Raw genomic sequence first — 12696 nt, 5'->3', positions numbered from 1 at the left:
GCTTCCCCTGCCTACCGCTATGACTCATCTACTAGATTATTTATTTGATATAATACTTTTTTCGTTGCGCAAGAATGTACTTCTCAATGCGCCAACTCTTGCAATGCGCTCTTCTGCCAAACGGTCTGCAGCCTGGTAGGATGGAATGCCATCACGTTTAGAGATAGCGAAAATCTTTAGGATTGTATCGTAAATACCTTCGACTCGCTTTAGTGCACGTTCTTTATTGTAACCGATCAATTCGTCCGCCACATTGATGACGCCACCCGAGTTGATCACGTAATCTGGAGCATAGACGATACCCAGTTCATGCAAGCGATCGCCATGTTCCGGATCTTTCAATTGGTTATTAGCAGAACCCGCAACAACTTTTACTTTCAATTGTGGAATTGTTTCATCGTTAATCACCGCACCAAGAGCACATGGAGCAAAGATGTCCGCTTCTTGTGAATAAATTGCATCCGTCGCAACAGCCGTTGCCCCGAACGCTTCCACTGCACGCTGGACTGCCGCTTCATTGATATCTGTAACAATCAATTTTGCGCCTTCTTCATGCAAGAATTCGCAAAGTGTGTAAGCAACATTTCCAACACCTTGAACCGCAATGGTTTTACCTGCCAATGAATCATCGCCGAATGCTTCTTTCGCAGCGGCTTTCATTCCTTTATAGATACCGAGCGCAGTAACGGGGGAAGGGTTTCCTGACGTACCTTCTCCTGAAGAGATACCCGTAACAAAGTTTGTTTCTAAATGGATTAAGTCCATATCGTATTCAGTAGTTCCCACGTCTTCCGCTGTAATATAGCGTCCGTTTAGCCCCTCTATGTAACGACCCAATGCACGGAATAGCTCATCGTTCTTATCCGTTTTCGGATCTCCTATTATAACTGTCTTTCCGCCACCCAGATTCAGTCCTGCCGCAGCGTTTTTGTACGTCATTCCTTTAGCCAATCTCAAAGCATCTTCAATTGCATGTTCTTCGCTAGCATACGTCCACATGCGGGCGCCACCAAGTGCCGGTCCAAGTGTCGTATCATGAATTGCGATAACCGCTTTTAATCCCGATGTCTTGTCATAACAAAGCACCAGTTGCTCATAGTCGTGATCTTCCATGTACGTAAACAATTCCATAAGTATCCCTCCAGGCTAGTAAAAAATTATAAAGTTTCGTGCGTCTAGTTCTGATTCTAAATTTCCCACGGCAAAAATGCAAATTCGACACATGTTGGATAGTATTTCCGCTGCAGGTTTTGTAAACAATCTACCTATATCGTACATGATGGCAGAGTCCTTGACAATCCATGACCACACGGTAAAATTAAATGGGTAAGGGGTTGAAGGATATGGCACGTCTTGCTGCGTTTATTGTACTGTTGATTCCAGGGATTGCAGCGGCTCTAGGAATAAAATTAATGCGTGATTCATTGTTCGGGCATCTTTTTTCGCCATTCCCATTTATTTGGATGCAATTTATAGGCGGTTTCATACTATTTGCCGCAGGTCTTGGTTTCTTTGCAGGCTTCTTGTTACGCCGAGACCGCAGATCTGGACGAGTAGCTGACAGATTTAAAAAAGACTTGAAATAAAAGGATCAAGGTACACTACCTTGATCCTTTTATTTTTTTGCGCACACGCTTCGGATAATCCGTAATCCAACCCGTCACTTCGGGGGTATCAGATAAAAAGGATTCTGCACCCGTTACGCCGTACATTCGTAATATCTTTCCACTTTCAAGCAGCTGACTCTTAAACGGATCTTTCCACAATCGCTTGTGGAAATGAAAGGCATCGACTTCATATAAATCTAGATGTTGCCAATCAACCGATTTTTTTGTAAGCAATAAAGCGGTTTCCATGTCAGAGTCTAGCTCCTTCACTATACGCATCGTCTCATAATCAAATGAAGAGAGATGTACGTTAGGTAACGATTCCACATAATGCAAAATTTGCTCGAGTGCAACCACTTGCCCGTATACCGTTTCCTTTATTTCGACATTCAACGTCAAATTATGTTCAGAACAGAAAGAAACTACATCAAATAAGATCGGTATGGGGTGACCGAACAATCGTCTGTAACTGCCCTTACCTATTTTAATGTGCTGCAGTTCCTGTGATGTCAATTGATCAATGCGCTGATCAATTCCAGCGAGACGTACTAATTCATTGTCGTGAATCACTACTAATTGACCGTCGCTCGTTTGCTGCACATCCAATTCGATTCCATCTGCACCTTTTTGTACAGCCCCTAAAAAAGCGCGCATCGTATTTTCAAAATAATGTCCAGATGCGCCGCGGTGAGCAAATATTTTACTATCAGACATTTAATGCTCCTTCGCTCGTTAGTTCGAAAACACCTTTCGTCACGCGACTCAACATACTCGTTTTATCGCCTATTACAATATGGACGCCAGGATGTGCTTCACGCGTAATTTCAATCTTAGGCTTGCTAGCCACTTGCACAAGTTGCAATTTATTTTTGATTGTCTGATCAAGTGATACAATGTCTTGCCGTTTAACCTGCAATGTTTTTTCTAGCATATTTAACTGTCCATCCGGGAAATTCGCTTTGACGCTCGTCATCTTATCCAGCGTCTGCTCAATTTTCTTCAGCTCCGCATGCTCCGCTTTGAGTTTTTCCGCCAATCGCTGAATTTCTTCCAGCTCCATTTCTTTATTGACACCTTTGACGATCAGTTTTGTTAAACGTTCTTGGCTATTGCCAGCCGTTGCACATTCAATAGAAAACATCGCTTCTGCAACGCCACCGATCACCCGACCTTTATGTGTATCAATACAAATATGATCCCCGTATAATTCAGATCCAAGTGAATAGAGGCCAATATTGACTCGTTCCCCGTAAATTTTGCAGTTGTTCGCATGTTTTACAAAAACATTTTTCTTCGCCTTAATAACGGTTTCTCCTCCACCAAACACGCCGCCTTTAATATAGACATCGCCTTCTTCAGAGTAAATTTCCTTAGCGTTTGTTATACCTTCTTTTCCTTCGATAGAAATATCCCCAGTAGCATTGACCGAGAAGCCCGCCAAAACCGTTCCCATTACACGCACTGAACCATCAAACGTAATCGATCCCGTTTTCGTCCCCACGTCGTCCTGAATAATCAATTGCTTACCGACACTAATTGCGCCGTTCAGTTCTTCGAGTGCTCCGCCATGCAAAGCGCGTAAGACGATTTTGCCATCTTCTTCAAACTCCCCGACGGATTTTCGATCATAGACCAGTTTTATGTCCTCGCCTTTTTTAGCTGCTATCGGTTCACCAAAGACGTTATAGCCTTCAAATCCTTCTTTAGCAGGCGTCTTTTCACCCAACCATTCATCTTTCACAATGGGCGTCACGAAATTCAACTCATAATGATCGACAGAGCCATCATCGCGAAGAATAGGTTTTCGATCTGGCATCGCAATATACTCGACCTGTGCATTTTCACCTTTAATAGGCTCTTTACCTACCGCAATAATTAGTGGATTACTCGGAAGATACGCCAGGCTCAATAGACTTTCTTTATCATAGCGTACATCTCTTTGATCGAGTAGTTCTTCCGCTTGCTTCAGGAACTGCTCTTTATTTGCAAGAAATTCTTCATTCGTTGCATGAATATACAATTCTACTTTCATTTTACTAGGCGATATATACACTTCGCAAGGAGCGGAATACGCCCCAATTTCATGCTGGCCTTCCGTTTGAAGTGCTTTCATCAGCTCTTTGAATGAATTCAGTTTCAATCTAGGAATTTTAGAAGCCAGTGCGTCAAATGACTTAAGCGGATATCCAGCTTTCTTCGTATTCATGATTACTTTATTATTTTCTTCCAGAAGTTCAAAATATTCATTTTCCACTAACAACGAAATCCCTCCCTCTTTATTTATTAGTATAGAAGAAGCAACACACTACAGGTAGCCTTTTTGCGAGTACCCCACGTAAATAAGCATTTTCTCACAGCATCATTCGATTTTTTTACCCTCGAAATAAAATATGGACTTTATACCCACGACACGATGGTTGCAGAGTTCATGCATACACCACTTCTTGAATTATAATAGTTTGGAATTAAAACCTATTTTAGTACAGGTGCAGAATAGTGAGGCATTGAGCGGTTAAACAAACTATATGGGCGCTTTGAGCCGAGTATAGAGCGGATGCGAACGAAGTGTGAGCGCTTACAGGAGGTGAAGAGCGGTTGCAGAGACAGTATGAGCACTTGCCCGGATTAATGAGCCTAAACGATTTCGCGCTAAATTATGTACCTTCCCATCTAAAACTACATAACCACAATGTATCCTACCCATGTACAAACGAAAACCAACTAATATATCCGATTAGTTGGTTTGCATACACTCTCTATCCTTCTATTACTTCAATCAGCTTACCATATGCTCCAAACGGATCTTATCCGCAATCATCGCAATAAATTCGCTATTCGTTGGTTTACTTTTCAAATGATGTACTGTATAGCCGAACGTCTTCGAAATCAAATCGTAATTTCCACGGTTCCATGCCACTTCAATTGCATGGCGAATTGCTCGTTCCACACGGGATGGAGTCGTATTATACTTTTTCGCAATGTCTGGGTAGAGAATCTTCGTGACCGATCCGAGCAACTCCACATCACTATAAACCATCTGAATTCCCTCGCGTAAAAACGCATAACCTTTAATATGAGCAGGTACACCGATTTCTTTGATCATCGACGTAATCGCCGTATCGAGTACCTTCTGAGTTACAACACCTGTCGGTTGTACGGAGGATTCCTGCACGACAAATGAAGGCGTCGTATTTTTTGACTTCCCAGCAGCTTTAAAGATTTGCCCGATTAAGCGGTCAAATTCAAATGGCTTCAACATGAAGTACGAAGCACCAAGGTTTGCGGCTTGCGACATAACGTTTTCCTGTCCGAAAGCCGTCAACATCATGATTTGCATATCTCCCATTTTATTCGTTTCATTCAGTGTCTCTAATACACCAATCCCATCGAGATGCGGCATAATAATATCCAACAATAAAATATCGGGACGCTCTTCTTCCAACAATGTCAAGCATACTTGCCCATTATTCGCTGTCCAAATCACTTCTATTTCCTCGTGCTTCTCAAAATATGACATCATCGTTTTCACAAGTTCTTTATTATCGTCAGCAATTGCTACTTTTATATTTTCCATTACCCATTCCCCCTGATTTAAGATCGGACATCATTTCTTTCTCCCGCTGTTTCTCTCCTATTATCGTAAGTCATCTATTTGACGATTTCTACATTTACTTAATTTTTCACTCAAAATGATACTTCTGAACGATGCTTTCTACCTATTTCGACTTTATTCCCTTTTCTTTGTATCGAACACCTATACGAAAAAGCAGCCTGTGCATTTTTTAGGCACAGGCTGCTTTTTCACTTCTCATTCTTTCTCATCGTCTTTAGGAAAAGCGCGGCCCCTTTTTCCGGCTCGTCCACGAACATATGCGTAATTGCACCGACAAACTTACCGTTCTGGATTACAGGACTACCACTCATACCTTGCAGGATTCCGCCCGTCTTACTCAGCAGTTTCTGGTCAGTCAATAGGATATGGAATTGTTCTTCTTCTATCTTCGTAATTTGGATGGAGAATTTTTCTACAGTAGAACCTTCCACTGTGGTGTAAATTTCTGCGGGACCGATCATCAATTCAAACGGTTGCATAATTTCGAGCGGTTCAGACAACACTTTATTTTGAGCATTTTTCCAATGACCAAAAATTCCATACACACTATTGATTTGAATATTTCCGAGTAACTTATTCTGATCAATAATCGAGGAGATTTTATACCCTGGAATCCCTGGAGAACTTTTCTTGATTTGACTGATTTCAGATAAATAAATCGCGCCTTTTTCAAAAGACGGAGCAGACTGCAACGTACTATCAATAATCTGGTGCCCCAGCGCACCATACGTGCCGCTTTCCGGGTCGACGTATGTCAACGTCCCTGTACCTTCCGTTCGATCCTTCAGAAAAGGCGTGACACGCTTAATGAGCGACTTATCTGCTTCAATGGTTTCATTCTTCCCATTACGCACAATGTCGAGTACCATCGTAGCGCTATCTTTTTGTAACGCCCGTTCGAAATGAACGAGTTGCTTCGTATCCGTACCGTTCAACTGGCGAATGATATCCCCTTTTTTTAACCATTCCTGCTGACTCACCTTGACGTCACTCGTTACGTAAATACCACTTAAATCCATTTGAATACCAATGGAATCACCCATCGGAATGAGCGTCTCTTCATTTGCTAATGAAATTCCAGGCACTAGGCAGAGCATCAGGACGAGTGCTAAAAGCGTTTTGAAAGATTTATTCCATCCCATGTTTCACCTCCTCAACGAAAGATACCTTTGGTATGTCCTTTCGAAGAGAAAGTATGAAAGGGTAAAATAAACAGTGCCATTCTCCATGGAAAACGTTGTGAATACATACTTTATTTGCGGAATTCCTTTTTACGTTGATCCGCTAAAACTAAAAGTTCTTCAGCATGCTGAAGCGTCAATGTCGTAATTTCCGCGCCCGACAGCATGCGGGATAATTCTTCCGTACGTTCTGTTTTCATGACGTCATGAATCGCTGTAGTGGTACGACCATCATGCACTTCTTTTTTGATGAGATAATGATGATCTGCCATCGCAGCCACTTGCGGTAAATGCGAAATACATAACACTTGTGAATGGCTGGATATCATGGAAATTTTTTCCGCGATGGATTGTGCTACGCGTCCACTGACTCCGGTATCCACTTCATCGAAAATAATCGATGTAACACCTTGATGTTGAGAAAAGATCGTTTTCAACGCCAACATCATTCGGGATAATTCGCCACCAGACGCCACTCGTACCAAAGGTTTGAGCGGTTCTCCTAAGTTTGTGGAAATCATAAATACGACTTCATCAAATCCATTGGCATCGAATTGATAAGGTTGTTTTTGGTGAATCTGCACTTTAAATGTAGCCTTTTCCATATACAACTGCTTCAACTGCTCTTCAATTCCTTTTTCAAGAGACAGTGCCGCTTTTTTTCGAATGATTGATAATTCCTTCGCTTCTATTTCAAGATCTTTTACGTATTGTGCTAATAATTCTTGGTTTTGATGCAATCTTTCGTCACGATTGACCAATTGATCGAGTGCATCCGCAATTTTATCGCGATAAATCAAAATATCTTCAAGTGATTTCCCATACTTTCGTTTCAATGTCAAAAATAACGCTAATCGATCTTCGACAACTTCTAATCGATCTGGCTGGAATTCCATACCATCGATCATTCGTTTTAAATCATGCGAAACATCTTGTAGTGCGTAAAATGAAGAATTTACTGTTTCGGACAGTGTTTTAAGATCTTCATCAATGGAAGCTGCCTCTTCTAAATCACTCATCGAATTGCCAACCCAATCGAGTCCATGCGACTCTAGAGACAATGCTTCATATGAAGTATTTAAGCGGTCAAATAGCCGGTTAAAATGTTGGAGCTTTACAAGTTCAGACTCCAATGCTTCTTCTTCACCGATCAGTAAATTCGCTGCATCAATTTCTTCTAATTGGAATTTGTATAAATCGATTTTCTGCGCGATTTGTTGTTCATCTTGTGTTTTCGCCGCAATGAGTTGCTGAAGTTTTTTATATTTCTCATATAATTCGGTATATGTAGACAGGGAACGTTCAATCGGAGCCCCAATAAAGAAATCTAGCAAATGAATATGACGCTTTTCATTCATTAATTCTTGGTTTTCATGTTGTCCATGGATGTCGATCAGCAATGCCCCAATCTCACGCAATATAGCAATTGTCACGAGTTTACCATTAACGCGACAAACAGATTTCCCGCTGGCACTTATATCCCGGCGTAAAATCACGATACCTTCTTCCGTATCAATACCAAATTCAGTCAATTTCTCTGTTACATTTTCAATATTTTTATCGATGGTGAAAAGTCCTTGAAGCTCAGCTTTTTTTGCACCGTGGCGAATGAATTCCTGTGAACCCCGGCCGCCTGCGAGCAGCTGAACAGCATCAATGATAATGGACTTCCCAGCACCCGTTTCGCCAGTCAGCACCGTTAGTCCATCGTCAAATGCGATTTCAAGTTGTTCAATAATAGCAAAGTTTTTAATCGAAAGTTCGCTTAACAAAGAAACCTCACCTCACTTATAGCATTGCTAATAATTTATCTTTGACGTATTCTGTTTGAGATTCTTCACGACAAATGATCAAACACGTATCGTCACCGCAAATGGTTCCAAGCATTTCATCCCAGTCCAAGTTGTCGACAAGCGATCCAACCGCTTGCGCATTACCGGGAAGCGTTTTCAACATGATAAAATGACTGGCACTGTCGATGCCAACGAACGCATCCTCAAGCATACGCTTTAATTTTTCTTCCGTATTATAGCGATGGATAGGAGGGAGACTGTATTTATAGTTACCTGAAGGTGAAGGTACTTTAATCAAATGCAATTCTTTAATATCACGCGAAACCGTCGCTTGCGTGACATCGGCCCCAGCGGCTTTTAAGCTCTCGACTAGCTGATCTTGTGTTTCTATTTCATTGTTCGTAATAATCTCTCTAATACGTAGATGTCGTTGTCCTTTATTCAAATGAATTCACTCCGATTCTGTTGAGTCCATAAACAAAATTATACTAATCATCTAAAAAACGCGCAACTCATTGCGCGTTATGTTAAATCATTATGTGCCTGTTTGACCAATTGATTGAAATCTTCTGTAGTAAAATCAGGCTTTGCTCCGTCTTCAGCTACTAAATAATACAAGAACTCAATATTGCCTTCTCCACCCGTAACAGGCGAATACGTAGCACCTTTAACGGAAAACCCTTCCGCCGCTGCCATCAATGCGATTTTCTCCAATACTTCTAGATGTATTGCTGGATCACGGACAATCCCTTTTTTACCGACTTTCTTTTTGCCAGCTTCAAATTGAGGCTTCACTAACGCCACCACTTGTCCGCCCGGCACAATGATATTTTTAAGTGCTGGTAAAATCAAGGATAACGAAATGAATGAAACATCGATTGTCGCGACTTCCGGTAATCCTTCCGTAAATAAATCAACCGTCGCATGACGGAAATTCTGCCGCTCCATCACTGTCACTTGTTCATGCTGCCGAATTTTCCAGGCAAGTTGATTATACCCAACATCCAGTGCATAACAATGTTTGGCACCGTTTTGCAGTGCACAATCCGTGAAGCCACCTGTGGAAGCTCCAATATCTATGACAATCTTTTCTTTCACAGAAATAGGAAAAGACATTAACGCCTTTTCCAGTTTCAAGCCACCACGACTTACATATTTAATCGCGGGTCCTTTTACAGTCAATGGAGCATCCACTGCAATTTTTTCTCCCACTTTTTCAATTCTTGTAGTATCAGAGTAAACAAGCCCGGCCATGATAGATCGTTTTGCTTGTTCGCGGGATTCAGTCAATCCACGCTCTACTAGCAATAAATCCACTCTCTCTTTTTTCACGGATGTACTCATACTTTCGCTCTTTCCGCTGCTTGTTGAATAGCCGCTGCTGTCACTTCCGCTATGTGATCAGGTGTCATATGGACTTCGGCAAGTAATTTATCGACACTACCGTGTTCAATGAATTCATCCGGAATACCGATTCTCTCAAAGATGGTGCCTGTATGACCCACTTGCTCTGCATACTCCAACACCCCACTGCCGAATCCTCCAGCAAGAACAGCTTCTTCGATTGTAATGATGGGTTTACCTTTAGCAAATAGTTCATCCAGTAAATTCGTATCCATCGGTTTAATGAAACGCGCATTCACAATCGCGACATTTTTGCCTTGTAATTTCAATTGTTCAGCAGCCGAGAATGCCATGGGGATTGTTGTACCGAACGTCAAAATCGTTGCATCTTCACCTTCTTGCAACACTTCCCAAGTGCCGATTGGAATCGTATGCAGTTCTTCATCCATCGGAACACCATATCCATTGCCACGTGGGAAACGAAGTGCAATCGGACCTTCATCGTAATCGATAGCTGTCTTCACCATGTGTTGGCCTTCATTTTCATCTTTCGGCATCATAATGACTAAGTTTGGCAAATGACGTAAGAATGCGATATCAAATACACCATGATGTGTTTCTCCATCAGCCCCAACCAGTCCTGAACGATCAATACCGACGAAGACATTGAGCTTCTGGCGCGTAATATCATGCAACATTTGATCGTATGCACGTTGCAGGAATGTTGAATAAATCGCGAGGAACGGTTTCATTCCAGTCGCTGCAAGTCCCGCAGCCATAGTCGTCGCATGTTGTTCCGCAATCCCTACATCGAAGAAACGATCCGGGAACTCTGCTGCGAAAGATTCAAGTTTCGATCCTACAGGCATAGCCGGAGTGATCGCGACAATACGTCGATCAGCTCTCGCAAGCTTGCGAACCGTTTCAGAAACCAACCCACTCCAAGCAGGGCCATTAACGGGGGATTTTACAAAATCTCCAGTTTCAATCTTATAGGGTCCCGTACCGTGCCATGTACCGATTTTATCTAACTCGGCTGGACTATAGCCTTTACCTTTTTTCGTAATCACATGAAGTAATACCGGTCCTTCCATTTTCTTTGCATATTGAAGTGAACGCTCCAATTCTGCAAAATCATGGCCGTCAATCGGTCCCAAATACGTGAATCCGAGCTCCTCAAAGAAAATTCCGCTCACTACTAAATACTTCAAACTATCTTTCACACGTTCCGCAGCCGTTGCGACTCTACCGCCTACTGCTGGGATTTTACGCAAAAGGAATTCCAGTTCGTCTTTTACGTTATTATACTTGCCAGCTGTGCGTAATTTTCCAAGAATCGAGTGCAATGCGCCAACATTTGGTGCAATAGACATTTCATTATCATTTAGAATGACCGTGATATTCGTCTTCTCGTGTCCAATATGGTTCAATGCTTCAAGTGCCATACCGCCCGTTAAAGCGCCATCACCAATGATCGGGATGACAAAACTTTTTTCTTTCTTAATATCTCGTGCCACAGCCATTCCCATAGCTGCTGACAAAGATGTTGAACTATGGCCGGTTTCCCATACATCATGTATGCTCTCCGCCATCTTCGGGAATCCGCTCAATCCTTTATATTTTCTAAGCGTGTCAAACTCGCCAGCACGACCTGTAAGAATTTTATGGACATATGACTGATGTCCTACATCCCATATAAACTTATCGGTTGGGCTGTCGAAAATTTTATGCAATGCAATCGTTAATTCGACAACCCCCAAATTCGGTCCGATATGCCCGCCAGTAACCGATAAATTTTCAATTAGAAAATGACGAATATCTGCCGCCAATGATTCTAACTGGTTTTTATCGAGCTCTTTTATAAAAGATGGATTGGTAATCTTTGTTAGATCCATCATGATCACACACCTTCATCAAGTAAGTAGGTCTTTCTATTTGCTCATTCGCACTATTTCCTGTTCATTCGACCAAGTAGTTGCTGTTTGTTTTCTACATTATAACAGTAACAACGTGCGACACAAATATAACGGTTCCAAATTACATTTTTCGCTCAATAATGTAATCTGCCAACAATTGCAACATAGACTCCCCTAAGCCAATGGACTGCAACGCATGTAACGCTTCTTCATGACGTGCTTTTAATTGTTCGCGAGCCCCATCTAACCCTAGCAATGAAGGATATGTGGACTTTTCGCTTGACGTATCACTGTTAGCTGGTTTGCCGAGCTGCTCGGTAGTTGCTGTCACGTCTAAAATATCATCTTGAATTTGGAAAGCCAATCCAATGTTGTGAGCGAATCGGCGAAGTTGCTCGCGCTGTTCATCAGTAGCCTGTGCTAGCACAGCACCCGCTTCAATACAGTATGAGAGTAATGCGCCTGTTTTATGAATATGTACTTCTTCCAATTCTGCTAAAGGCAATGATTGCTGTTCGCCTTTCATATCGAGGACTTGTCCTTTCACCATTCCTTGTGCGCCCGAAGCATTCGCCAGTAATCCGACGAGCTCAATTGCTGCTGCGGGTGGTGTTTCCTGAAGATCTGCAAGCGCTTGGAATGCCATTGCTTGCATCGCATCACCCGAGAGCGTCGCTATATCCTCACCGTACACTTTATGATTCGTAGGTTTTCCTCTTCTAAAATCATCATCATCCATGCATGGTAAATCATCGTGGATCAATGAATATGTATGTATCAATTCGACAGAAGACGCCACTTTTACTGCATCCACTGAATCTTTTTTCATATCAAATAAAACAGCCATAACCAATAACGGCCGAATCCGTTTGCCACCTGCGTCTACTGAATACATCATCGATTCGTGCAACACGTTAGGAATATCGGACTTCGCCAGTTGGTTCGTCAATTCACGTTCAATTTTAGGAATCATTTCATCGACAAATGCTTGTAATTTCTTATTCATTCGGCTCACCTGCTGTTGGGTCAAATGAGGATTCATTACCCTCTTGATCTATCATGCGAATCAATTGTTGTTCTGCATTTTGCAATTTCTTCTGGCAATAAGCTGAGAGCTCCATCCCTTGTTTATACAACGTAATCGTGTCATCCAAAGGTGCTTCACCATCCTCCAACTTCTGTACAATTTCTTCTAACTGGTGCATTGCTTGCTCGAATTGCATATTTTTCTCTTCTGCCATC

Annotated in this window: 12 protein-coding genes; 1 reads left to right on the top strand and 11 read right to left on the bottom strand. The window is 42.1% G+C overall.

The features are described 5' to 3' along the window. Positions 1 to 36 precede the first annotated feature (36 nt). Positions 37 to 1131 carry a Leu/Phe/Val dehydrogenase gene (locus CSV63_RS03390; protein WP_099694550.1) on the bottom strand — a complete coding sequence of 365 codons (1095 nt, stop codon included), beginning with the start codon at positions 1129 to 1131 and terminating at the stop codon, positions 37 to 39. A 212-nt stretch (positions 1132 to 1343) separates the two neighbouring features. Here CSV63_RS03390 and CSV63_RS03385 point away from each other — a divergent pair, with 212 nt between their 5' ends. After that, positions 1344 to 1586 carry a DUF2627 domain-containing protein gene (locus CSV63_RS03385; RefSeq protein WP_099694549.1) on the top strand — a complete coding sequence of 81 codons (243 nt, stop codon included), beginning with the start codon at positions 1344 to 1346 and terminating at the stop codon, positions 1584 to 1586. A 15-nt stretch (positions 1587 to 1601) separates the two neighbouring features. Here the strand turns inward: CSV63_RS03385 and CSV63_RS03380 are convergent, their stop codons facing one another. The 10 genes from CSV63_RS03380 to xseB all read right to left on the bottom strand — a co-directional run bounded on the left by CSV63_RS03380 (position 1602) and on the right by xseB (position 12695). Further along, positions 1602 to 2321: a glycerophosphodiester phosphodiesterase gene (locus CSV63_RS03380; protein WP_099694548.1), complete on the bottom strand. Its 720-nt coding sequence runs from the start codon at positions 2319 to 2321 to the stop codon at positions 1602 to 1604. Beyond that, positions 2314 to 3861, bottom strand: coding sequence for a flagellar assembly protein A (locus CSV63_RS03375; RefSeq protein ID WP_233191941.1), 1548 nt, complete (start codon positions 3859 to 3861; stop codon positions 2314 to 2316). Before CSV63_RS03375 ends, CSV63_RS03380 begins: the two co-directional genes overlap by 8 nt. 522 nt (positions 3862 to 4383) lie before the next feature. Then, a complete protein-coding gene (gene spo0A / locus CSV63_RS03370) occupies positions 4384 to 5181 on the bottom strand; it encodes a sporulation transcription factor Spo0A (protein ID WP_099694546.1) in 798 nt (265 codons plus the stop codon). A gap of 227 nt (positions 5182 to 5408) precedes the next feature. After that, positions 5409 to 6362: a SpoIVB peptidase S55 domain-containing protein gene (locus CSV63_RS03365; protein WP_099694545.1), complete on the bottom strand. Its 954-nt coding sequence runs from the start codon at positions 6360 to 6362 to the stop codon at positions 5409 to 5411. A 110-nt stretch (positions 6363 to 6472) separates the two neighbouring features. Beyond that, positions 6473 to 8173 carry a DNA repair protein RecN gene (recN, locus tag CSV63_RS03360; protein WP_099694544.1) on the bottom strand — a complete coding sequence of 567 codons (1701 nt, stop codon included), beginning with the start codon at positions 8171 to 8173 and terminating at the stop codon, positions 6473 to 6475. A 16-nt stretch (positions 8174 to 8189) separates the two neighbouring features. Further along, the gene (ahrC, locus tag CSV63_RS03355) at positions 8190 to 8639 is read right to left on the bottom strand and encodes a transcriptional regulator AhrC/ArgR (RefSeq protein WP_099694543.1); all 450 of its coding nucleotides are present in this window, start codon (positions 8637 to 8639) and stop codon (positions 8190 to 8192) included. Positions 8640 to 8716: 77 nt separating this feature from the next. After that, positions 8717 to 9538: a TlyA family RNA methyltransferase gene (locus tag CSV63_RS03350; protein WP_099694542.1), complete on the bottom strand. Its 822-nt coding sequence runs from the start codon at positions 9536 to 9538 to the stop codon at positions 8717 to 8719. After that, positions 9535 to 11433, bottom strand: a complete 1899-nt coding sequence (gene dxs / locus CSV63_RS03345; protein WP_099694644.1) for a 1-deoxy-D-xylulose-5-phosphate synthase — start codon at positions 11431 to 11433, stop codon at positions 9535 to 9537. Before dxs ends, CSV63_RS03350 begins: the two co-directional genes overlap by 4 nt. Positions 11434 to 11575: 142 nt before the next feature. Further along, a complete protein-coding gene (locus CSV63_RS03340) occupies positions 11576 to 12460 on the bottom strand; it encodes a polyprenyl synthetase family protein (RefSeq protein WP_099694541.1) in 885 nt (294 codons plus the stop codon). Beyond that, the gene (gene xseB, locus CSV63_RS03335; protein WP_099694540.1) at positions 12453 to 12695 is read right to left on the bottom strand and encodes an exodeoxyribonuclease VII small subunit; all 243 of its coding nucleotides are present in this window, start codon (positions 12693 to 12695) and stop codon (positions 12453 to 12455) included. The genes CSV63_RS03340 and xseB overlap by 8 nt, the downstream gene beginning before the upstream one ends. Position 12696: the final 1 nt, after the last annotated feature.

This window comes from Sporosarcina sp. P34, assembly GCF_002743375.1.
In the GTDB taxonomy this organism is placed as follows: domain Bacteria; phylum Bacillota; class Bacilli; order Bacillales_A; family Planococcaceae; genus Sporosarcina.
This window is presented reverse-complemented; position numbering and strand designations above follow the sequence as displayed.